The 21,428-nt window shown below is 69.2% G+C and carries 19 protein-coding genes and 1 pseudogene; 9 read left to right on the top strand and 11 right to left on the bottom strand.

Annotated features, from left to right (window positions below):
* Positions 1-91 precede the first annotated feature (91 nt).
* Positions 92-1,318, top strand: coding sequence for an NADH:flavin oxidoreductase (locus G6N26_RS05240; RefSeq protein ID WP_083018632.1), 1,227 nt, complete (start codon positions 92-94; stop codon positions 1,316-1,318).
* Here G6N26_RS05240 and G6N26_RS05235 read toward each other — a convergent pair.
* From G6N26_RS05235 to G6N26_RS05210, 6 genes are all read right to left on the bottom strand, one after another.
* The gene (locus G6N26_RS05235; protein WP_083018630.1) at positions 1,307-2,230 is read right to left on the bottom strand and encodes an alpha/beta hydrolase; all 924 of its coding nucleotides are present in this window, start codon (positions 2,228-2,230) and stop codon (positions 1,307-1,309) included. The genes G6N26_RS05240 and G6N26_RS05235 overlap by 12 nt on opposite strands.
* A complete protein-coding gene (locus G6N26_RS05230) occupies positions 2,227-3,063 on the bottom strand; it encodes an IclR family transcriptional regulator (RefSeq protein WP_083018628.1) in 837 nt (278 codons plus the stop codon). The genes G6N26_RS05235 and G6N26_RS05230 overlap by 4 nt, the downstream gene beginning before the upstream one ends.
* A 188-nt stretch (positions 3,064-3,251) precedes the next feature.
* Entirely contained in the window at positions 3,252-4,751 is a 1,500-nt protein-coding gene (locus tag G6N26_RS05225; RefSeq protein ID WP_083018626.1) for an FAD-dependent oxidoreductase, read from the bottom strand.
* A complete protein-coding gene (gene bphC, locus G6N26_RS05220) occupies positions 4,715-5,623 on the bottom strand; it encodes a biphenyl-2,3-diol 1,2-dioxygenase (protein WP_083018624.1) in 909 nt (302 codons plus the stop codon). The genes G6N26_RS05225 and bphC overlap by 37 nt, the downstream gene beginning before the upstream one ends.
* 10 nt (positions 5,624-5,633) lie before the next feature.
* Positions 5,634-6,818: an acyl-CoA dehydrogenase family protein gene (locus G6N26_RS05215; protein ID WP_067174024.1), complete on the bottom strand. Its 1,185-nt coding sequence runs from the start codon at positions 6,816-6,818 to the stop codon at positions 5,634-5,636.
* 90 nt (positions 6,819-6,908) lie between these two features.
* A complete protein-coding gene (locus G6N26_RS05210) occupies positions 6,909-7,187 on the bottom strand; it encodes a 2Fe-2S iron-sulfur cluster-binding protein (protein WP_083018622.1) in 279 nt (92 codons plus the stop codon).
* Positions 7,188-7,317: 130 nt separating this feature from the next.
* Here G6N26_RS05210 and G6N26_RS05205 point away from each other — a divergent pair, with 130 nt between their 5' ends.
* The 4 genes and pseudogenes from G6N26_RS05205 (at position 7,318) to G6N26_RS05190 (ending at position 11,113) form a co-directional block, all read left to right on the top strand.
* On the top strand, positions 7,318-8,943 hold the full coding sequence (locus G6N26_RS05205) for a flavin-containing monooxygenase (protein WP_083018620.1): 1,626 nt from the start codon (positions 7,318-7,320) through the stop codon (positions 8,941-8,943).
* On the top strand, positions 8,940-9,755 hold the full coding sequence (locus G6N26_RS05200; RefSeq protein ID WP_083018618.1) for a mycofactocin-coupled SDR family oxidoreductase: 816 nt from the start codon (positions 8,940-8,942) through the stop codon (positions 9,753-9,755). Before G6N26_RS05205 ends, G6N26_RS05200 begins: the two co-directional genes overlap by 4 nt.
* Positions 9,752-10,597: a mycofactocin-coupled SDR family oxidoreductase gene (locus G6N26_RS05195; protein WP_083018616.1), complete on the top strand. Its 846-nt coding sequence runs from the start codon at positions 9,752-9,754 to the stop codon at positions 10,595-10,597. The genes G6N26_RS05200 and G6N26_RS05195 overlap by 4 nt, the downstream gene beginning before the upstream one ends.
* Before the next feature lie 10 nt (positions 10,598-10,607).
* Positions 10,608-11,113, top strand: a pseudogene (locus tag G6N26_RS05190) (nuclear transport factor 2 family protein).
* On the opposite strand, the gene G6N26_RS05185 reads toward G6N26_RS05190, so the two are convergent.
* From G6N26_RS05185 to G6N26_RS05175, 3 genes are all read right to left on the bottom strand, one after another.
* The gene (locus G6N26_RS05185) at positions 11,110-11,994 is read right to left on the bottom strand and encodes an alpha/beta fold hydrolase (RefSeq protein WP_083018614.1); all 885 of its coding nucleotides are present in this window, start codon (positions 11,992-11,994) and stop codon (positions 11,110-11,112) included. The pseudogene G6N26_RS05190 and the gene G6N26_RS05185 sit on opposite strands and share 4 nt — an antisense overlap.
* 73 nt (positions 11,995-12,067) lie before the next feature.
* A complete protein-coding gene (locus G6N26_RS05180; protein ID WP_083018612.1) occupies positions 12,068-13,462 on the bottom strand; it encodes a WS/DGAT/MGAT family O-acyltransferase in 1,395 nt (464 codons plus the stop codon).
* Positions 13,463-13,749: 287 nt separating this feature from the next.
* Positions 13,750-14,196 carry a nuclear transport factor 2 family protein gene (locus tag G6N26_RS05175; RefSeq protein WP_083018610.1) on the bottom strand — a complete coding sequence of 149 codons (447 nt, stop codon included), beginning with the start codon at positions 14,194-14,196 and terminating at the stop codon, positions 13,750-13,752.
* A gap of 238 nt (positions 14,197-14,434) precedes the next feature.
* Here G6N26_RS05175 and mbp1 point away from each other — a divergent pair, with 238 nt between their 5' ends.
* Positions 14,435-14,668 (top strand): microaggregate-binding protein 1, encoded by a 234-nt coding sequence (gene mbp1 / locus G6N26_RS05170; RefSeq protein WP_014942023.1) that lies wholly within the window; start codon positions 14,435-14,437, stop codon positions 14,666-14,668.
* Between the two features lie 151 nt (positions 14,669-14,819).
* Here the strand turns inward: mbp1 and G6N26_RS05165 are convergent, their stop codons facing one another.
* Positions 14,820-15,665, bottom strand: a complete 846-nt coding sequence (locus G6N26_RS05165; protein WP_083018608.1) for an SDR family NAD(P)-dependent oxidoreductase — start codon at positions 15,663-15,665, stop codon at positions 14,820-14,822.
* 196 nt (positions 15,666-15,861) lie between these two features.
* On the opposite strand from G6N26_RS05165, the gene G6N26_RS05160 reads away from it, so the two are divergent.
* Both G6N26_RS05160 and G6N26_RS05155 read left to right on the top strand, forming a co-directional pair.
* Positions 15,862-16,917: an alpha/beta hydrolase gene (locus tag G6N26_RS05160; RefSeq protein ID WP_179960292.1), complete on the top strand. Its 1,056-nt coding sequence runs from the start codon at positions 15,862-15,864 to the stop codon at positions 16,915-16,917.
* Between the two features lie 160 nt (positions 16,918-17,077).
* Entirely contained in the window at positions 17,078-19,774 is a 2,697-nt protein-coding gene (locus G6N26_RS05155) for an FHA domain-containing protein (protein ID WP_083018606.1), read from the top strand.
* A 12-nt stretch (positions 19,775-19,786) separates the two neighbouring features.
* On the opposite strand, the gene G6N26_RS25730 is transcribed toward G6N26_RS05155, so the two are convergent.
* Entirely contained in the window at positions 19,787-19,951 is a 165-nt protein-coding gene (locus G6N26_RS25730) for a hypothetical protein (RefSeq protein ID WP_165605099.1), read from the bottom strand.
* A gap of 285 nt (positions 19,952-20,236) precedes the next feature.
* On the opposite strand from G6N26_RS25730, the gene G6N26_RS05150 reads away from it, so the two are divergent.
* Positions 20,237-21,427, top strand: a complete 1,191-nt coding sequence (locus G6N26_RS05150; protein WP_083018604.1) for an acyl-CoA dehydrogenase family protein — start codon at positions 20,237-20,239, stop codon at positions 21,425-21,427.
* Position 21,428: the final 1 nt, after the last annotated feature.

The raw sequence follows: 21,428 nt of genomic DNA, 5'->3' as shown, positions 1-21,428 counted from the left end.
CGTATGACACCTTGAGCACGTGGCGTCGTCGGCTCCCGGCCACCGGGAACCTCCCGTTGACCAGCTCCCGATGCGGGGTCAGTGTCGCCGCATGAGTGCAGCGCCGCCCGACCCCTTCGCCCCCGCCGTGCTGGGGCCGGTGACGTTACGTAACAGGGTGATCAAGGCGGCGACGTCGGAAGGCCGATCGCCGCAGGGCTTGGTGACCGATGATCTGATCGAGTTCCACCGGGCCTTCGCCCGGGGCGGCGTGGGCATGACGACTGTCGCGTACTGCTGTGTGGCGCCCGAGGGCGCCAGCGCGCCCGGCCAGATCGTGATGAGCGAGGCGGCCCTGCCGGGTCTGCGGAAGCTGACCGATGCGGTCCACCAGGACGGCGCGGCCATCTCGGCCCAACTGGGCCATGCGGGTGTGGTCGCGCAGAAGAGGCTGACCGGAGTCACGCCCATGGCGCCGAGCAGGTTCATCAACCCCGCCTCCATGGCTTACTGCCGCGAGATCACCCGCGCCGAGATCGCCCGGGTGATCGACCAATTCGGTGCCGCCGCCCGGGTGGCCGCCGACGCGCGCTTTGATGCCGTGGAACTGCATTTCGGGCACCTGTACCTGCCGAGCTCGTTTTTGAGTCCGTTGATCAATCGGCGCAGGGATGAATACGGCGGCGACATCGACAACCGGTCGCGGCTGTGCCGCCAGATCGCCCGGCGCGTTCGAGACGAGATCGGTGACCGCATCGCGGTGACCGCCAAGCTCGACATGGACGACGGCGTGCCGGGCAGCATCTGGGTCGACGAGGCGCTGCGCACCGCCGCGCTGCTCGATGCCGACGCCGTGCTGGACGCGATCGAATTGACCCAGGGCTCTTCGGTGTTCAAGCCCATGTATCTGTTTCGCGGTGACGTCCCCGTCAAGGAGTTCGCGCAGGTGATGCCCCAGCCGATGCGCACCGGCATCCGCTTCATCGGAAAGTGGGCGATGGGCGACTATCCCTACCGCGATCTCTACATGCTGGAGAATGCCCGCCAGTTCGTCCCCCTCATGCGCAACACCAAGCTGATCCTGTTGGGGGGCATCACCGATCGCGGGCACGTCGAGACCGGCATGCGCGAAGGCTTCGATTTCGTGGCGATGGGACGGGCCCTGCTGCGCGAACCGGACCTGGTCTCCAGAATGATCACCGATCCGGCCACCCGCAGCCGCTGCACCCACAACAACAAGTGCATGGTCACCGTCTTCGGGCGGACCCATTGCGTGCTCGATCCCGGGCAACGTTACGGTGCGGCGGAAGCGTTGCCCGCCAGGGAATTACCGCTGTAATAGCTCGGCCACGGCGGCGGCCGCCTCGTGGCGGGCCCGGCGCGCGATGTCGAGCATCGGCATCGTCATGAACCCGTGGATGCCGCCGTCGTAACACAGTTGCCTGGTCGGCACGCCGGCCGCCGTCAGCGCCGCGCCGTACGCCAATCCCTCGTCGCGCAGCGGATCGTGGCCGGCGACCACCACCACGGCGGGCGGGAGTCCGCGCAGGTCGGCGTTCAGCGGTGTGGCGTAGGGGTGCGCGCGGTCGTCGCGCGAGGGCACATAGCAATCCCAGTACCACTGCAGCGCCGGCTTCGGGTTGTAGTAGCCCCGGCCGAACAGCCGGTAGGACTCGGTGTCGAAGTCGGCCGCGATCACCGGGTAGAGCAGCAGTTGGGCCGCCGGCACCGGGCCGCCGCGGTCGCGGGCCATGACCGCGGTCACCGCGGCCAGGTTGCCGCCGGCGCTGTCGCCGCCCACCACCAGACGCCCGGGGTCGGCACCGAACGCGCCGGCGTTGTCACGGGCCCAGCGCGTGACGGCGTACACGTCCTCGGCCGCCGCCGGCCAGGGATGCTCCGGAGCCAACCGATAGCCGACCGAAACAACAACGGCGGGAATGAGGTTGGCGATGCTGCGGCAGAGCCCGTCATGGCTGTCGAGGTCGCAGAACACGAACCCGCCGCCGTGGGCATACACGACGAGGGGGAGCGGTCCCGCCGCCTGGGGACGATAGACGCGGACGGGAATCGGGCCGCCGCGGCCCTGCACCGAGCGATCGACGACCTCGGCGATCGGTTCGGGCTGCGCCGGCGGCACGAACCTGGACCGGATGAGCGCTCGGGCCTCGGCGCCGCTCATCTCCTGGACCGGGGGAAACCCACTGTCCAATTGCCCGATGATCTCGGCGATCTGCGGGTCGAGGCTCACGCGTACTGCAGGGCGGGTGGCCGCGGCGGGGCAGGGTGCGATGACCGCATGGACAGCAATGGCCGCAGGGGCTGCAGGGTCGGGGCGACTCGTTGCGGGCCGTCTTCGACGTTGCGCCACACGCCCATCGCGGTCATTCGCACCGGCGCGGCGAGGCGCTGGTCAAGCGCCATGCGCTGCAACGGGCCGCACACCGACACGGCCGCGACGGCTTCGCCGGGACTACCGATAGGTGCCGCGACGCAACCGAACCCGAGCAGGGACTCCTCGCGCTCGAAGGCGACGCCGTGCGCCCTGACCTTGGCCAGTTCCGCCGCCAATTGCGCGGCGCTGGAGATCGAGTACTTGGTCAGGCGGGTTCCCAGATCGAGGTCGGTGTCCTCGTCGCGATACGCCAAGATCGCCTTGCCGACGGCGGTACAGTGCGCGGGCTGACGGCCGCCGACCCGGGTGGGAATCGCGCCGGTCATGCGGTCGCCGATCTTGTCGAGGTAGACGACGTCGGCCCCGTCCAGCACCGCGAGGTGCACGACGAGCCCGGTTGCGCGGTGCAATTCACCCAGCAGCGGGCCGGCCGCCCGCACCAGCCGATCCTGGTGCACGGCAAGCGAACCCAATTCCACCAGCCGCATGCCGAGTTCGTAGTCGCGGCCGCTGCGGCGCAGCCAGCGCAATTGGACCAGCCGCTCGAGCATCCGGTGCGCCGACGAGCGCGGCAGGCCGGTGCGCCGCACGATCTGGGCCAGCGTCAGCCGGCCGGGGCCGTCGAACGCGTCCAGGACCAGCGAGATGCGGTCGATGACCGCGGTGGGGGTTTCGACAGGCGCCGACATGAGTCCTCCTGGCTGGTATATTCCTATTAGGAATATAGTTCTATCACACGGCTGTGGCCGCTGTCACACGCCACGGGCGCGCGTCGCGAACCCGCGAACACGAGGCACTCCTCGCGCGCGCTCGTAACGCAGGGGTGAGTCTCGGCGCGATATTCCGCCGTGGCGTTACGCCCGCGGGGAAAAGGGCCTCAGGCCTTGGCGGCCGAGCGGCCGGCGCGGCGGCCGTAGAAGCTGCCGTCACCGAGCGAGACGCCGCTGGCGTAACCCCACGCGGCCAGTCCGGCGGTGCACCGGCCGGCGGCGAAGAGCCCCGGGATGGGCTCGCCGCTGACGTGTAGCACCTCGGCGTCCAGCGTGGTGGCGAGCCCGCCGAGCGTGAAGCCGCCGGTGCTTTCCCGCAGGTCGATGGCGCCGACGGGGGAGCCGATCGGCTTGATCCACTGGGGCTTCTTGTGCAGCAGCGGATCCTCGCCGCGGGCGGCGCCCTCGTTGTAGGCGGCCACGGTGGACTGCAGCGAGCCGGGTGGCAGGCCCATGTCGCGTTCCAGGTCGGCCACGGTGTCGGCGACCCAGGTCGCCGGGCGCAGCATCAGCTTCGGCGACCACGACGCCTCCGCCTCCTCCTGGGCGTCACCGTCGATGATCAGATACGCGACGTTGTCCTGCTGGTACAGCGTGAGCTGGCCGATCCGGCCCGGGTAGGTGTCCTCGGCGACGTAGCGCTGACCGCGGCCGTTGACCAGGATGCCGCGCACCAGCTGCTGGGGGTCGACGAAGATCGCGACCTCGGTGGCGTCCATGTGCGCCAGGTCGGCGCCCAGCGCCTGCGCCATCCGGATCGCCTGCCCGTCGTGTTGCTCGATCGACGCGGCCGGCCGTCCCGCGATGCGCGGCGCGTAGCGCGCCACCATCGCGTCGTTGTAGGCGAAACTGCCGGTGCCGAGCACGACCCCGCGGCGCGCCCGGATCGCCATGTCGTTCCCGTACTGGCGCGCGCAGATGCCCACCACCCGGCCGTCGGACGCCACGATCAGCCGCTGCACCCGCACGTCGTAGAGCGCCCGCGCGCCGGCGGCGGTGGCCGTTTCGACGAGCGGCTTCATCAGCATGTAGCCCGCGCTCGCCTCGCCCTGCTTCTTGTTCTGCATCTGCGGGACGTGCCCGCGCGGGGCGGGGGAGGCGATCGTGTTGAACGGGTAGGAGTTTTCGCCGCCGCTGTACATCAGCCCCTGGTCGCCCATGGGCTCCCACCCCGGCTCGGAGAAGAACTCCGCCTTGAACGGCACGCCGCAGCCCACCAGCCAGTCGAAGTGGGCGACGCTGCCGGCGCAGTAGTCGGCGATCCTGGCCTCGTCGGCACCGGGGCCCATCGCCACGTTGAGGAACGCCGCCATGTTGTCGACGGAATCAGTGAAACCGCAGGCCTTTTGCAGCGGCGTGCCGCCGCCGAGATAGATGAATCCGCCCGCCATCGAGGCCGCTCCGCCCCAGGATCCGGTGCGTTCGAGCACCAGGACGTCGGCGCCGGACCGGGCGGCTTCCACCGCCGCCGCGGCGCCCGCGATGCCATAGCCGGCGATGACGACGTCGGCCTCGGCGTCCCATGACGTGATCGACGACGCCGCCACCGGCGTCACGTCAGCTTCGGCGATCACATGCGCATGGCCGCGGGTGGCTCCGGAATCCACTCGTGGCCCCAATAGCTGTCAGCGGTGATTTCCTCTGCGGTGTAATACGTTTCGTCGACCCGCATTCCGTCGGTGCCGAATTCGATGTCCCAGTCGCCGGGCGCGCGGACGTAGAAGGACACCATCTTGTCGTTGGTGTGCCGGCCCAGGGTGGACGCGACGGTGAAGCCGTCGGCGTTGACGCGGTCCAGCGCCTGGCCGACGGCGTCGAGGGTGTCCACCTCCACCATGACGTGGACCAGCCCGGGGTCGCGCTGCTGGGCGGCGGGGCAGATCGCCAGGCTGTGATGGCGCGCGTTGATGCCGAGGAACCGCACCCGGATCGGGCCGAACTCCGCGGGCAGCGGAACCCGGAACGCGCCGCGGGACCGGAAGCCGAGCACCTCGGTGTAGAAGTCGACGACGCCGTTGAAATCGGTCGCCGGCACGACGACGTGGCCCAGACCCTGATCGCCCGTCACGAATTTCGCGCCGAACGGGGTGATCACCGGGCTGTGGTCGAGCACCGCGCTGTGGAACACCTCCAGCGTGGTGCCGGCCGGATCCTCGAAGGTGATCACCTCTTCGACGCGGCGGGCGTCGGCCTCCTGGACGGATAATTCCTTGAAACCGACACCGGCGCCGTCGAGGGCGGCCTTGACTCGTTGCAGCGCCTGGTGGTCACGCACCTCCCAGCCGACCGTGACCACTCGGTCAACGTCGCCGGGCACGACGATGATCCGGGCCGCGCGTTCGTCCATCCGCAAGTACAGCGCCGACTCGTCGGGTCCCTTCCCTTCGGCGAATCCCAGCACACCGAACGCGAAATGGCGCCAGCGCTCGATATCGGTGGTCGAAACCGTGATGTAGCCAAGGCTTTTCAGGTCAGTCACCGATAACTCCTCAGATCAGCGCCCGCAGCGGGCCCTCGGGTGGGTCGATGCCGATCGAACTCAGCGCCGACGCGTGATAGGTGGTGCCGGGCACATGGATGGCGTGCATCTGGCCGACGTGCACGTCGCGCCAATATCGTTGCAGCGGTTTGTCCATCCGGGCCGCGTTGCCGCCGGAGCGGGCGAAGATCTCGTCGACGGCGGAGACCGCGCGCCACACCGCACGCACCTGGGTGCGCCGCCCGGCCGCGCGGTCGGCGAACGACACCTCCTTGCCGGCCGCGACCATGTCGTAGATGCGGTCGGCGTTGGCCAGCAGTTCCTGGCGGGCGGCGTTGATGTCGGCGGCGGCTTCGCCGATCGCGTGCATCACGTAGGGGTCGTCCTTGATCGCCGTCCCGGTGGCGCCCACCCGGCCCCGCTGGTAATCCAGGTGCGCGGCCAGCGCGCCCTCGGCGATGCCGATGGTGGCCGCCGAAATGCCGAGCGGAAACATCGTCGACCACGGCATCAGGTACAGCGGTTCGGTCATGCCGGCCTCGCGCTGGGCGGTGCCGTCCATCACCTTCGCCGCGTCCATGGTCCGGTAGGTCGGGACGAACGCGTCTTTGACGATGACGTCCTTGGAGCCGGTTCCCCGCAGCCCCACCACATTCCACGAGTCCTCGACGATCTCGTAGTCCTTGCGAGGCAGGATCATGTGCAGCATCTGAGGCGGCATCAACGGGATGCCCTTCTCGTCGCCGAGCATGGCGCCCAGGATGATCCAGTCGCAATGGTCGGTGCCCGAACTGAATTGCCAGCGACCGTTGAACAGGTAACCGCCGTCGACCGGTTTGGCCACGCCCTGCGGCGCGTACGGCGAGGCCATCCAGGTGTCGACGTCGTCGGCCCAGATTTCGGCGGCGACCTTCGGGTCCGCGTAGGCCAACTGGTAGGGATGCACGCCCACCACGCCGACGATCCAGCCCGCCGCCGGATCCAGCGCCGCGGTGGCCATCGTCGTCTCGGCGAACTCGCGGGGGTGAACCTCGAAGCCCTGGTACTGCTTGGTCTGTAGCAGCCGGATCAGCCCGGCGCCCTTCATCAGCTTGACGGTGTCGTCGGTGAGCCGGCCGAGTTGCTCGGCTTCCGCGGCCTGTTCGCGCAACTGATCGGCCATGGCCACTACCCGGTCGAGTACCCGGTCGCTCATATCGTTGTCCTTACGTGTGGGTGCCTAGTAATGGTCTACCGCAGTCCCGGCCCGTCCCAAAGGAAATCCCGATGAGCGGACACACCGCGGTCAAAATTCGACATGAACATCGGCGCCCGCCGGCCGCGCCTGGCAGGCCAGGATCAGGCCCTGCGCGAGATCGTCGGCGTCCAGCACGTCGCACGCGGCCATGTCGACCCGGCCCGCGACCACGGTCGCCACGCACGAGCCGCAGCGGCCCTCCCGGCACGAATGGGGCACGGCGATGCCGGCCTCGAGCAATGTGTCGACCAGCGTCTGACCGGGCGGCCAGCACAAACGATGCCGCTGACCGTCCAGTTCGACGTCGACGTGCGCGACTTGCGGCATGCGCCGATCGTGGGCGATGCGGGCGCCGCGTCGAGGCCGGGTGCCCGGTGGCCGGGAAAACTCGCCGCCGGCGTCCGGTCACCGGGAGGGGGAGCGGCGCGCAGCGCCGCAAGGCTTAGCGTGACTGCTTGTGAACGATCCCGACGAGCAGGCTCTCGATGTCGTCGTGGTCGGCGCGGGGTTCGCCGGCCTGTACGCCCTGCACAAGTTGCGCGCCCACGGTCTCTCGGTGCGGGGGCTGGAAGCCGCCCCCGAGATCGGCGGCACCTGGTATCACAACCGCTATCCCGGCGCGCGCTGCGACGTCGAGAGTGTCGATTACTGCTACTCGTTCTCCGACGAACTGCAGCAGGACTGGGACTGGACGGAACGCTATGCCACCCAGGCCGAGATCCTCGCGTATCTGAACTGGGTCGCCGACAGACTCGACCTGCGCCGCGACATCGCGCTGAGCACCCGCGTGGCATCGGCGACACTCGACGAGACGACGCTGCGCTGGTCCGTCATCACCGATGCCGGCCAGACGATCTCGGCGCGCTTCTGTGTCATGGCCACCGGGCCGTTGTCGGCCGCGCTGACCCCGGACTTCGATGGCCTGGACACCTTCGCGGGCGAGATTTACCACACCGCGCACTGGCCGCAGGATCCCGTCGACTTCAGCGGTAAGCGGGTGGCGGTGATCGGCACCGGATCCTCCGGCATTCAATCGATCCCGGTCATCGCCGAGCGGGCCGCACACCTCTACGTCTTCCAGCGCACACCCAACTACAGCGTCCCGGCGGGCAACCGGCCGCTGTCGGCCGACGAACTCCGCGAGCTCAAGGCCGGTTACCCGCAGCGACGCGCGCTGTCGTGGCGCAGCGGCGGTGGGTCCCCCCACATCACCGCGCCGAAGCCGACCATGGCCTTCACGCCCGAGGAGCGCCGGGCGGCGTTCGAAAAGCGTTGGCAGCTCGGCGGTGTGCTGTTCTCGAAGACCTTCCCGGACCAGATGACGGATCTCGAGGCCAACGAAGAGGCCCGCAAATTCTACGAGGAGAAGGTCCGGGCCGTCATCGACGATCCGGCGCTCGCCGACCTCCTGATCCCCGACGACCACCCGATCGGCACCAAGCGAATCTGCACCGACAGCAACTACTTTCAGACCTTCAACCGTCCGAACGTGTCGCTGGTCAGCGTCCGCACCACCCCGATCGAATCCGTCGACGCGACCGGCATCACCACCACCGGGATTGACAAAGCCAAAGCCCACTACGATCTCGACATGATCGTGTTGGCAACGGGTTTCGACGCGATGACCGGGGCGCTGGGCAGGATCGACATCGTCGGACGCCGCGGGACCGTCCTGCGCGAGGACTGGGCGCACGGACCCCGCACCTATCTGGGGCTGGGCGTCGACGGCTTCCCCAACCTGTTCCTCATCTCGGGACCGGGAGCGCCCGCCGTGCTGGCGAACATGGTGCTGCACGCCGAAGCGCAGGTGAACTGGATCGCCGACGCCATCGCGTTCCTCGACGATCACGGTTACGCCGCAATCGAAGCAGGCGTCGACAGCGTGGACGGCTGGGGCGCCGAATGCGCCCGCCGCGCCGAGACAACCCTGTTCACCAAGGCCAACTCGTGGTACATGGGCGCGAACGTGCCGGGAAAGCCCCGGGGCTTCATGCTGTTCGTCGGGGGCTTCGCGACCTACAACGACATCTGCGCCGAGGTCGCCGACGCGGGCTATCGCGGCTTCGATCTAATCGAACGATGACGGGTTTACTGGACAAGGTCGTCGTCGTCACCGGCGCCGCCAAGGGAACTGGCCGGGTGCATTGCCAGCGCTTCGCCGACGAGGGCGCCGATGTGATCGCGCTCGACGCCCCGGCGGTGGCCGACGAGTTGGCCGACACCGCGCAGCAGGTCGCCGATCGCGGTCGGCGTTGCGTGACCGGGCTGGCCGATGTCACCGACCTCGGGGCCGTGACCGCCGTCATCGATGCCGGCGTCGCCGAACTGGGCCGCCTCGACGTCATCGTCGCCAACGCCGGAGTCCACCTGCCGGGCGCGCCGTCGTGGGAGCTGGACCCGCTGGTGTGGCAGCGCACGCTGGACATCAACCTCACCGGCGTCTGGCACACCGTCAGGGCGGGCGCGCCGCACATGTTCGATCGCGACGGCGACGCGGGCGGGTCGGTCGTCATCATCAGCTCCACGAGCGGAATCCGCGGTCTGCCCAATACCGCCCACTACACCGCGAGCAAGCACGCCGTGGTCGGGCTGGCCCGCACGCTGGCCAACGAGCTCGGTCCGCGAGGTATCCGGGTGAACACCGTGCACCCCGGGCCGGTCGCGACCCCAATGGTGCTCAACGAGGCCACTTTTCGGCGGCTGCGACCGGACCTGGAAAACCCGACGGAGGACGACGCCGCCGAGGTGCTGCGGGCCCGCAATCTGCTTCCGGTGCCGTGGGTCGAGCCCGTCGACATCGCCAACGCGGTGCTGTTCCTGGCCTCGGACGAGGCCCGCTACATCACCGGCACCCAGCTCGTCGTCGATGCCGGGCTGACGCAGAAGACGACATGAGCGCGGCATCCGGCGGGCGGCTGAAAGGCAAGGTCGCCCTGGTCACCGGCGCCGCGCGGGGGATCGGTCGCGCCCAGGCGGTGCGCTTCGCCCAGGAGGGCGCCGACATCGTGGCGCTGGACGTCTGCGGCCCGGTTGACACCGTTCTCATCCCGCCCAGCACGCCGGCCGACCTCGACACCACCGCGTCGCTGGTGAGCGGCGCCGGCGGGCGGGTGCACACCGAAATCGTCGACGTCCGCGATCTCGCCGCCATGCAGGCCGCCACCGACCGCGGCGCCGAGCGGTTCGGCGGGCTGGACGTAGTATGCGCGACCGCGGGAATCACGTCGCGCGGCATGGCGATCGAGCTGGACGAAAACGCTTGGCGCACCATGCTGGACGTCAACCTGACCGGGGTCTGGCACACCTGCCGCGCCGGTGCGCCCCACCTCATCGAGCGCGGGGCCGGCGCGATGATCCTGACGAGCTCGATCGCCGGGCTGCGCGGGCTGGTCGGGGTCGCCCACTACACGGCCGCCAAGCACGGCGTGGTCGGCCTGATGCGCTCGTTGGCCAACGAGCTTGCGCCACATCATGTCCGGGTCAACTGCATCAACCCCACCAACGTCGACACGCCGATGATCCAGAACGACATCGTCAGCAGTGCTTTCCGTCCGGACCTGGACTCACCGCCCACACGCGCCGAATTCGCCGACGCGGCGCGCTCGATGAATATGCTTGCGGTGCCGTGGATCGATCCGGTCGATGTCGCCAATGCCGCGCTGTTTCTGGCGTCCGACGAGGCGCGCTACATCACCGCGATCACCCTGCCCGTCGATGCGGGCGCCACCCAGCGCTGAGGAGGACATGATGACCGCCGTCGACGAACTGCTGGCCCGGGTGCGCCGGCTCGAGGACGAACGCGACATCGCCCGGTTGATCGCGTCGTACGGTCCGGCGGTCGACGCCGGATGCCCGGCGTGAGCGATGCCGATGCCACCGCCGCGTTGTGGGCGAGCGACGGCAGCTACGACGTCGACGGCTGGCGCATGCGGAGCCGCGCCGACGTGCACGCGATGGTCAGCTCCGACGCCCATCAGAAGCTGGTGGCGGAGGGCTGCTGCCACTTTCTCGGACCGTGTGTCGTCACGGTCGACGGCGATTCGGCGGTGGCGGTGTGCGAGTCCATCGTGCTGGTCCGCCAGGACGCTGAAGAGGCCTCGGAGAAAAGCTCCTACCGCGTATGGCGTTGCACCGCAAACCATTTCGCGCTGCAACGGGTCGCCGGTCAGTGGCGGATCGGCGCACGCACCAGCCGGGTGCTCGACGGTAGCCCCGACGCGCCTGCCCTGCTGACGAAAGGCCTTGCGGGCTAGCGGGATAGGAAGCCCAGCACCGTGCTTTCGAACGCTTCTTTGGCCTCGATCATCGCCCAGTGCCCCGAGTTGGGGAAGATGTGCAGCTCCGCGTTGGGAATGGTGCGCATCGGGATGAGGGCCATGTCAGGCGGGCTCACCCTGTCGTCGCGACCCCAGGTCAGCAGGGTGGGCGCGGTGAGCTTGTGCATGACCGCCCACGGCAGCGGCCGGTCGGAGGCGGCCAGCGCGGCGTTCATCGCGCCGAACGCCGCCTTGCCGTACATGCGTCGCGCCGCGGCCAGCGTGTCGGGGTCGGTGGCCAGCTGCCAGCGCTCCTCGATCAACTGCTCGGTGACCAGCGCCTGGTCGTAGACCATCGACTTGAGCCAGTCGACCAGGCGCTGCCGCGTCGGGTCCTCGACGAATTCCTGCAGCAACCGGATGCCCTCGCTGGGGCTGGGGCTGAAGATGTTGGTGCCGATCCCGCCGATGGTCACCAGCCGGTCGACGCGGTCGGGATTGTGGGTGGCGAAGTTGATGCCCACGCCACCGCCCATCGAGTTGCCGACGATGTGCACCGTGGCGACGCCGAGCGCGTCCAAGAAGGGCGCGACCGTGCCGAACGCGGTCACCATCGGGTGGCCGCCGAAGTCGTCGCTGACCCCGAACCCGGGGAATTCCAGGATCAGGCAGCGGAACCGCTTGGCGAAGGCCGGCAGCACGCCCCGGAAGTTGCGCCACCCGGTGACGCCGGGACCGGACCCGTGCAGGAACAGCAGCACCGGGGCGGAATCGGGGGCCCCGCTGTCCCCAGTGTCGTAGTAGCGCAAAGCGCCTTTTTCCGTGCCGATTTCGCGCAGGTCTTGTTCCGCGAGAGTCTGTCCAGAAGTGTCTGCCACGGATGTCACCTTGCCATGTCGCGGCGCGGACGGGGGACGTGGTTCCGCTGAACGGGCCAGGGATGGGTTCGGGTCAGGTTCGGCCGCGGACCGGCGCGCTCGAATTCATCAGCTCTTTGAGGGCGACGGGGAATGCCTCGGCCAAGTCCCACAGGTCGGGCACGAGGTCGGGGCAGGAAATGATGCCGACGCCGAGCCGGCCGCCCAGCGACATCACGGTGATGTTGAGCCCGGCGCCGGCGATGATCGGACCCAGGGGGTACATCGCATCGAGCCGGCAGCCTAAAAAGTAGAGCTGGTCTCGCGGCCCGGCCACGTTCGACATCACCAGGTTGTGCGGCGGCTTCTCGGGCAGGCGGATGCGGGGCAGCAGTTTCATTGCGGCGCCGAACATGGTCTGCCCGGCCACTTGCGTCCAGTCCTGCAGCAGGGTCGGACCCATCGCGGCGGCGTGGTCCTTGGCCGCGGCGTTCCCGCCGGCGATCCGGCTGAGGCGTTCGACGGGATCGGCGATGTGGGTTTCGAGCCGGCACAGCATCCAGGTCGTCTGGTTGCGGCCCGGCCGGGACGACTTGCCGTGCACGGACACCGGCACGCTGGCGACCATCGGGATGTCCGGCAGGGCGTCGCGGTCGGAGAAGAACTGTCGCAGCGCGCCCGCACACATCGCCGTCACCACGTCGTTGACGGTCACGCCGAATCGCTGTTTGACGGTTTTGACGTCGTCCAGCTCGACGGTGGCCAGGGCGACGTTGCGGCGCCGGGTGAACCGGCCGTTGAACGCCGTCGGCGGTGCCGCGAACGGGGCCGCCATCGTGTGGCCGCCGCCGCGGGCGCGCAGCAACGTCTGCGCCAGCGTGAGCGCCGTGGCCGGCACCACCCTGGCCAGCCGCCACGGCCGCAGCGCCGCCCCGATCAGCCCGCTGGCGGCGATCTGCAGGGGATTCGCCCCGCCGGTGCGCGCGGCCGGTTTGGGCGGCGTTCCATCGGGCGCGGGGCTGCACAGCTGCGCGAGCAGGTTGGCCCCGCCCACACCATCGATCACCGCGTGGTGGGCCTTGAGGAGGACGGACAGCGCGGCGCCGCCGCGCAGGCCTTCGATCACCCACATTTCCCACAGCGGACGATCGCGATCCAGTGCCAGCCCGGCGACGTGGCCGCAGATGTCCGCTAACTCTTCGGGTCCGCCGGGCGCGGGCAGGGCGACGCGGTGAAGGTGGCGGGCCAGGTCGAACCGGTCGTCGTCCACCCAGACCGGGTGGTCGAAGTTCAGCTGGTTGTCGGCCAGCTTGAGGCGGAATTCCGGCACGGCGTCCACCCGTTCCGCCAGCGCCTCACGAAAGCGCGCGAAACTGTAGCCGCCGGGAATGGTCGCGGGGTCGAGCTCCAGGACGCAGCAAACGTTCAGCGGCTGCGTCGGGGATTCGAGGTACAGAAAGAACGCATCTAGCCCACTGAGTCGTTGCATACCTGCTCGTCTCTTGTGTGCGGCTCTGACCGCTGGTCACGTGACCATCGGTCATCCCAGGCCCCGTGGGGAACGCACGATCGGGGCGACCGCAATTCGTTGGTGTGACACTTTGTCTGTAGCCGGTCGGGGGCTTCCGGCAAACATCGCAGGTGGGCCCGGGATCGAAAATCGCCCCGCACCGACGGCCGCCCGGTTTCCCAGCGGCGCCTACCGGTGTCCCGAGACGGTGCGAAAACCACACGCGGCCAAGGGGTTTGACGCGACCACGACGGGGTTGCGGCGGGCTAGCGGGCCATCGCCGAGTCCGGCGCCGCCCAGTCGGTCGAGACCTGGCGGTGCTTGAGCAGCCAGGTGCCGTCCTCGGGCACCAGGATGTCGCGGTAGCGGCCGCAATGGTCCAGCCCGATGTGGGTGATGACGGTGAAATACGACTTGACGCGCGCCCGGGCGGGCGCCAGTTCGGTGAACAACACGTTGGCGACGTTATGGCGCACAATCGGTTTGACGCCCGCGGTGACATCGGCGTCGGTTGCGACCCTGCCGGTGACACCGGACAGGAATTCCGCGATCGCCGACCGCCCGTGCAGCGGGTCGAACCCCCGGATCTCGAGGACACCGTCCGGGCAGAACGTCTGTGTGAGGCCGTCGAGCGCGCCGGCGTCGCCGGACCAGTTGTAGCGCGCCAAGGTGTCGCGGATCTGCTCACGGGCCACCAGCTCCCACATGTCCACTGTTAGGGCTCCTCCCGCCGCTGACCGGGCGCAGCGATATCGGGTCACCAGCGTAGCCGATTCGGCCAGGGTCATGACCAAACAGCCTGAACCCCAGGGCAATTAAACGGCGCGGCTTGCGGTCCTTGCGGTGAGACCACGCGGCGCTGTGGTGAAGGCGACTCGTCCCCGAGGTTTTGGGAACCGGCCCGCTGGGCAATAAACGCTGAGCAGGACGCACGACACGGAGGGAGTACGTATGTCGGACAAGAGCGGTCCCGAGGAAGCCATCGCAGGCGTCGTCGAGGGCGTCAAGGGCAAGGTGAAGGAAGTCGCCGGCGCGGTCGCCGGGCGTGACGACCTGATGCGCGAGGGCCAGGCCCAACAGGACAAGGCCGACGCGCAGCGCGAGGCCGCGCAGAAGGAGGCCGAGGCCGAAAGCGCCCGAAAGGCCGCCGATATCAACGAGGCTCGCCAGAAGGCCGAACAGTAGCGACAATCGAGGGTGGCCCGGTCACGGCGGTGGCCGGGCCACCGCTTGTCGGCCGTCAAGCACCCGCATCCCGGTGACCATCATCGCCGATCACGCCAGATTCCGTCCCGCACAAGCGCTTTAAGGGGCGCCCGCGGTTCACCGAACACCCTCAGGGGTCGACTGGCCGGTTCGTCCACTCGCGGCCCGGCCGACGTGACGAGCGGAACCACCCGCCGGCCGCGCCGGTTCCGCCGTCGGTCGCAATGGTGTGCCCGGTGACGAACGACGACATATCCGAGGCCAGAAACAGGATCACGCGGGCCTGATCGTCGGGCACCCCCATCCGCCCGACCGGCACCCATCGCGGCCATTGCGTCTGCTCCTGCGGCGAAAGCCATTGCGAGTAGGGCACTTGAAGCGACTCGGTGACGTCGGGGGCGATCGCGTTGACCCGCACGCCATCGTTGCCCACTTGCACGGCGAGGCTTCGGGTGAATCCGATCAGGCCGGCCTTGAACGCGGCATACACCGGGTCCTCCGGGTAGCCGCGCAGCCCCTCGACCGACGAGACGTTCACGATCGCGCCGGCGTGCCGGTCCACCATGGCGGGCAGGAATGCCCGGGTGACCAGGAAGACGTGGTGGAGGTTGATCCGGTACAGCTCATCCCAGAGTTGCGGGTCGGTGTCGACGAAGTTTCCGGGGTGGCGCAGCCAGTGGCCCACGTTGTTGACCAGCACGTCGACCCGGCCGTACCCGTCGAGCACCGTTCGGGCCAGGCCGGTGACCTGGTCCGGGACCCGGACGTCGGCGACGACCGCCCGCGCGGACCCACCGGACGCCGTGATCACGTCGACGGTCTCGTCGGCCAGCCCGCCGTCGATATCGGCGACGACGACGTGCGCACCGTGGCGGGCGAAAAGCCGCGCCGTCGCCGCGCCGATGCCGCCCCCACCACCCGTCACGACCGCAACCCGGTCGGCCAGCAACAGGTCCGGATGCTGTGCGTGTGTCATCGCTCATATCTTGGGCCATTTGGGGGGCCCGGCCACAACCGGTCCGGCTTGATTTCGGCCGCGCGACAGCCGCGATCACGGCCCCCGAGTGGTACCCGTCTCTGCCGCGGGCAAACCGTGACGGACGCGACAGTTGCTGCGGGCGAGATCAGCGGGTACGCCGGGTACCCGGTGTCCACTTAGGAGTTGATGACACATGGTGAGCACAATCGATCCGGTCCATATCTTGCCGAGCGTGGCGACCACGCGGCGCATGCATCACCGGCATAGCCCGCAGTCGGTCGCCGTGTCGCTCGCCAGCCGCCTGATCGTGAAGAACGCGGTCCGCGCCTGGGCCATGACACCCAACCTGCGCTGGCCGTTCGAGTACGTCGACAGTTTCGCGGGAATGTTCCCCCGCGTCGGGTCGGCGGCCAGCACCGAAGCGGTGCGTCTCGAGCACTGCGCCGCCGAGTGGGTTCGCGCTCCCGGCGTCTCGGGGGACCGGGCGATCCTGTATCTGCACGGGGGCGCATTCCTCACCTGCGGCCTCAACACGCACCGCTCGATGGTGACCCGCCTGTCCAAGGCGGCCGACGCCGCCGTGCTCACCGTCGCCTACCGGAAGTTGCCGACGCATCAGATCACCGACGCCATCGACGACGGGATCAGCGGCCTGCGATGGCTGCAGGAGCGCGGCTACGACGGCGACCGGATCGTCGTGGCCGGCGATTCGGCCGGGGGATACCTGGCGTTCATGACCACGCTGTTGGCGATTCGCGAGGACGTCATGGAGCCGGCCGGGGTGGCGACCGTCTCGCCGTTCACCGATGCGGACCCGGAACGAAAACTCAAGCACCGCAACGCCCGCAAGTGCTCGATGTTCACCCGCCGTGCCTTCTCGCGGTTCGCTCAGTACCTCGGCGACGCCCAGGTGGTGGAGGGCCGCGGCGAGTCCACGGTGGCCTCGCCCGTGGACGCCGACCTGTCGTCGTTGCCGCCGGTCACCATTCACGCGAGCTCGGACGAATTGTTGCTCGCCGACGCCGAGCTGATGGCGAAGCGCCTGGAAGCCAGCGGGATCCGGTGCGATCTGCACCTGTGGGACGGGCAAATCCACGACTTCCCGTTGGCCGCCGACATCCTGCCGGAGGGCAGGCGGGCCATCAAATACCTCGGGGACTTCGTCAAGGACGTCACCCCCGTCGGGGATGCGGTCCGAAGTAAGGTCCGCAACGCGCGCCGCCTGCGCCGCGCCGCGGCGGCCGGTTGAAGCCGACGAAAGTAATTGCGCCGCAGGGTGACTCGGGGGACGCCGGCCGTCCCCGATTCCGGCGCTTGCGGTCACCGCGCGCTGCCGGCGCCCGGCGGGAGCGCCGGCCGGACAGGAACGGCGCGCCCAGCCCGCGGGTCTGCCGTTACAGTTGGTCCTGATGAGCCCACCAGCCCCGCCTGCGCTGACCGTGCGGTACGAGGGAGCCGAGCGCACCTTCGCGGCAGGCAACGACGTAGTGATCGGGCGTGACCTTCGCGCGGACGTCCGCGTCGCCCACCCCCTGATCTCCCGCACACATTTGATCGTGCGGTTCGACCAGGGCCGGTGGATCGCCATCGACAACGGCAGCCTCAACGGCCTGTACGTGAACAACCGCCGCGTCCCGGTCGTCGACATCCAGGACGGGCTGCGGGTCAACGTCGGCAACCCCGACGGCCCCGCGCTGACCTTCGAGGTCGGCCGCCACCAGGGGACGGCCGGGCGCCCGCCGCTGACGACGTCGATACCGATCGTCAGCGCGTCCAGCGGGCCACTGGTGGGAGCGCCGCAGGGCCCGCCGACCGGTACGCAACGTCCCGCCCAGCCCCAGCAGCCGGCGTCGGCCTCGTTTCGGCACCCGGCTCCGCCCACCGCCGCCCAGCCCGGCCCCGTAGCGAGCGGACCCCTCGCGACCCAGCCGCCCAGCGGCCCGACCCCGACCCAGCCGTCCGGCCCGCAGCCCCGCTACCCGGCGAGCGGCCCCATGGCCGCGCCGCCCAGCGCGCCCCAGCCCGCACCGCAGATCTACCGGGCGCCGTCGGCGGTGCACGCGGCCCCGCCCACCACCGCGCAGCCGGCGGCGTCCCAGACGGGCCGCATCGGCGGTGACTCGTCGATCCTCGCGACGTCGATGCTGAAGATCCTGCGGCCGGGCAAGGCCGGGCTGGAATCCACACCCGGCGCGATCAAGATCGGCCGCGCCAACGACAACGACATCGTCATCCCCGAGGTCCTGGCGTCACGCCACCACGCCACCCTGATCCCGGCGCCCACCGGCACCGAAATCCATGACAACCGCAGCATCAACGGCACCTTCGTCAACGGCGTCCGCGTCGATTCGGCCGTGCTGCATGACGGCGACGTCGTCACGATCGGCAACATCGACCTGGTCTACGCCGGCGGCGTCCTGGCCCGCCGCGACCAGACCGCGACCGCGACGCGCACCGGCGGCCTCGACGTGCGCGGGGTGACCTGGACGATCGAGAACAACAAGACGCTGCTGGACAACATCTCGCTGACCGCGCTGCCCGGGACGCTGACGGCGATCATCGGGCCGTCCGGCGCCGGCAAATCGACGTTCGCCCGGCTGGTCGCCGGCTACACGCACCCCAGCACGGGCACGGTGTCGTTCGAGGGCCACAACGTCCACGCCGAGTACGCCTCGTTGCGCAGCCGGATCGGGATGGTGCCCCAGGACGACGTGGTGCACGGCCAGCTGACCGTGCAGCAGGCGTTGATGTACGCCGCCGAGCTGCGCCTGCCGCCGGACACCACCAAGGACGACCGTGCCCAGGTGGTGGCCCGGGTGCTCGAGGAACTGGAGATGACCCAGCACCTGCACACGCGGGTCGACAAGCTCTCCGGGGGCCAGCGCAAGCGCGCGTCGGTGGCGCTGGAGTTGCTTACCGGGCCGTCGCTGCTGATCCTCGACGAGCCGACGTCCGGGCTGGACCCGGCGCTGGACCGCCAGGTGATGACCATGCTGCGGCAGCTGGCCGACGCCGGCCGGGTGGTGCTCGTCGTCACCCACTCGCTGACCTATCTCGACGTCTGCGATCAGGTGCTGTTGCTCGCCCCCGGCGGCAAGACGGCGTTCTGCGGGCCGCCCAGCCAGATCGGTGCCGCCATGGGCACCACCAACTGGGCCGACATCTTCAGCACCGTCGCCAGCGACCCCGACGGCTCCCGGGCGCGCTACCTGGCGCGGACGGGCCCACCCCCGGCGCCGCCCCCCGCGGAGAAACCCGCCGAACTGGGCGACCCCTCACACACCAGCCTGTTCCGCCAGTTCTCCACGATCGCCCGGCGCCAACTGCGGCTGATCATCTCGGATCGCGGCTATTTCGTGTTCCTGGCGTTGCTCCCGTTCATCATGGGTTCGCTGTCGATGTCGGTGCCCGGCGATGTCGGCTTCGGCATCCCGAATCCGATGGGCGCGGCACCCAACGAGCCGGGTCAGATCCTGGTGCTGCTGAACGTCGGCGCGGTGTTCATGGGCACCGCGCTGACCATCCGCGACCTCATCGGCGAACGCGCGATCTTCCTGCGGGAGCAGGCCGTTGGCCTGTCCACGACGGCGTACCTGTTGGCGAAGGTGTGTGTCTACACGGTCTTCGCGATCGTTCAATCGGCGATCGTGAGCATCATCGCGGTGCTCGGTAAGGGCGCGCCGACCCAGGGCGCGGTGGCGCTCGGCAAGCCCGGCCTGGAGTTGTTCGCCGACGTCGCGCTGACATGCGTGGCGTCGGCCATGCTGGGTTTGGCGCTGTCGGCCGTCGCGAAATCCAACGAGCAGATCATGCCGCTGCTGGTGGTGGCCGTCATGTCGCAGTTGGTCTTCTCCGGCGGGATGATCCCGGTGACCGGCCGGGTGGGTCTGGATCAGATGGCGTGGGCGACGCCCGCCCGGTGGGGGTTCGCGGCGTCGGCGTCGACCGCCGACCTGACCAAGCTGGTACCCGGCCCGCTGACCCCGAAGGATTCGCACTGGCAGCACACGCCGGCCGCATGGTGGTTCGACGTCGGCATGCTGGCGCTCATCAGCGCGATCTATCTGGGTTTCGTGCGCTGGAAGATCCGCCTCAAGGGCGGCTGATCGCTCGCGGCGTCAGGCGCCCTTGCGGACCACTTGGTCGGCCGCCGCGCGCATGCGATCGGACAATTGCAGAAGATTGTGCTCACCTACGCCCAGGGGAAGGGTGTACGCCAGTTGCCTCAACTCGACGGCGTAGTTGCGCAAATCTTCGCGGAGGCGCATCTCAACAGTGGGCATGATTTCTCCCTCGGGCTGGGGCAGAGGGCCTGGTCCGCGTCGACCAACCGATCCGAGAATCTTCGCAGGTCTACGGCGAATCCGCCAGAGCGTCGACGGGTTTTAACGGGAGTTTGACCGCGGTTTTACAGTTCGACCCCGGCCGTTTGCGACGGGTGCGCGGCAGAATGCCACGCGCGATCTCGCCCCGGAGTTACGCTGGCGCTGCTCGATGTAATGCCTCGGGGCTTCCGAGAAAGGCCACTTCCGAGAAAGGCCACTTCCGAGAAAGGCATAGGCGCCGGAATGGATTTCGAACTCGACGCCGGGCAGCGCGCCTGGCTGGCCGAGGTCCGCGAATTTCTGCACCAGAACGTCACCCCCGCCCTGCGCGCCGAACTGGCCGCGCACGACTTGGAGTTTCCGGACGGGGAGGTGGCGCGGTTCCGTCGCAAGATCGGCGCCAAGGGCTGGTTCGGCCTGAACTGGCCGCGCGAGTACGGCGGTCTCGCCGGTGAACGGGGGCTGGGGGCCGTTCACCTGCATCTGCTGATGAGCGAATTCGAATACTGGGGTGTGCCCGGCCCCGACCTGACGGTGACGTCGGTGGCGCCGATGATCATGCGGCACGGCACCGAGCGGAACAAGAGCGAGTGGCTGCCCCTGATCGCCCGGGGCGAAATGGTCTGCGCGGTCGGCTATTCCGAGCCCGACGCCGGGACCGACCTGGCGAGCCTGCGGACCACCGCGACCCGTGACGGCGAGGATTGGGTGATCAACGGGACCAAGATCTGGAACAGCGGCGCCCAGCGGGCGACGCACGAATGGCTCTGCGTCCGTACCGATCCGAAAGGTGTGCGCCACCACGGCATCTCGGTCATCATCGTGCCCATCGACAGCGCCGGCATCGACATCCGCCCCCTCTACGCGTGGTCGGGCTATCGCACCAACGAGGTCTACTTCCATGACGTGCGGGTGCCGGTCACCAACCTGATCGGCGAGATCAACCGCGGCTGGACCTACATCACGGGCGCGCTCGACCTGGAACGCGGAGCCCTGACCAACGCCGGAGACCTGCGCCGCGCCGTCGAGGACTTGCACGAGCTTTCGCGCGATCCGCGGCGGGACGGGACGGTGCCCGCCGACGACCCGTCGTTACGCCGACGGCTGGCGCAGGCCGAAGCCGACGTCGCCGTGGCCACCCTGATGGGCTACGAGGCGGCGTCGATCCTCGACAGCGGCGTCATTCCGACGGTCGAGGTGAGCGTCGAAAAGGTGTTCACCAGCGAGCTGCGCCAGCGCATCGCCGCGCTGGCGCTCGATCTCCTCGGCCCGGACGGCTTGCTGGCGCACCGCAGCGAACAGGCGCCGCTGGCCGGCAAATTCGAGCGGCTCTACCGGGCCGCCCCGCTGATGCGCTTTGGCGGGGGCACCAACGAGGTGCTGCGCGACATCATCGCCCAGCGTGGCCACGGGATGCCCTCGTATGGACGCTGAC

It is taken from the genome of Mycobacterium marseillense (assembly GCF_010731675.1).
Classification (GTDB): domain Bacteria; phylum Actinomycetota; class Actinomycetes; order Mycobacteriales; family Mycobacteriaceae; genus Mycobacterium; species Mycobacterium marseillense.
The sequence above is the reverse complement of the archived record's forward strand: the minus strand, read 5'-3'. Positions and strand labels throughout refer to the sequence as shown.